Source organism: bacterium (genome assembly GCA_024224155.1).
In the GTDB taxonomy this organism is placed as follows: Bacteria; Acidobacteriota; Thermoanaerobaculia; order Multivoradales; family JAHEKO01; genus CALZIK01.
Genome location: JAAENP010000287.1, coordinates 1 through 814, shown reverse-complemented (window position 1 = coordinate 814; position 814 = coordinate 1). Strand labels below are relative to the sequence as shown.

General features: G+C 61.1%; 2 protein-coding genes. One reads left to right on the top strand and one right to left on the bottom strand.

Translation table 11 applies throughout. From position 1 onward, the window contains the following. A partial coding sequence (locus GY769_15005; protein MCP4203230.1) for a hypothetical protein occupies nucleotides 1–213 on the top strand: 213 nt, incomplete at its 5' end. Nucleotides 214–325: 112 nt separating this feature from the next. On the opposite strand, the gene GY769_15000 is transcribed toward GY769_15005, so the two are convergent. Continuing rightward, the coding region (locus tag GY769_15000; protein ID MCP4203229.1) for an IS66 family transposase at nucleotides 326–814 on the bottom strand (489 nt) is incomplete at its 5' end.

Below are 814 nucleotides of genomic sequence, written 5' to 3'. Positions count from 1 at the left end.
GAGAAGCTCAAAGCCACCATCGAGACTTGTCTCTGGATGATGGCCGAGCTGGAGAAGAAGAACGTGCGACTCGCGCACCTCCGCAAAGCCCTTTCCATCAACACGAAGAAGACCGAGAGTGTCCTTCCGGTAGGCGTGCGTAGAGCCAATTTACTCGGCGATTGCGACCATGGGGTCGGCGCGAGGCGTGACGCCGCCTTCGCCATTGGCTGACGCGAGACCATTGGCTGCCCACCATGGCGTCGGGACACAAGCGCCGCAACCGGCCGGCGGAGGCCGCCGGCCCCCGTCGGCATGGACCAATTGCCGACTCGGATCGCGCGGCTCAGGCCGCCAACTCGACGTCAGACTGAGCGACCGCCACCTCGGCAGCCGCAACAGCCGCCTGGTAGTTCCAGGGCATCCAATCCTGGGGGCTGCGCCGCAGCTCTTCGGGATGCCTCAGGAGCTCGGTGAGATAGTCGAACGGATCGACTCCCTCCAGCTCGGCGGTGTAGATCAGGCTCATAAAGGTGTCGGCGACGCGAGCGCCCTTTTCGGTCTTGTAGAAGAGCGCGTTCTTGCGGTGGAGGACGGCTTTCTTCAGCGCTCGTTCGCAGATATTGTTGTCCAGCGGTGCGCCAGGCTTGCGCAGAAATAACGTCAGTTTGTCCCATCGCTTGAGCATGTAGAAGAAGGCGCCCCCCAACGAGGAGTTCGGTTCGACGTTCCTTTCCTCCAGTTGCTCATTCATCCAGCTCTTCAGATCCGTCATGACTTTGGCGGAGTGATCTTGATGGAAACGAAGCCGCTCCTCGGGCGACATCTCCTCTTT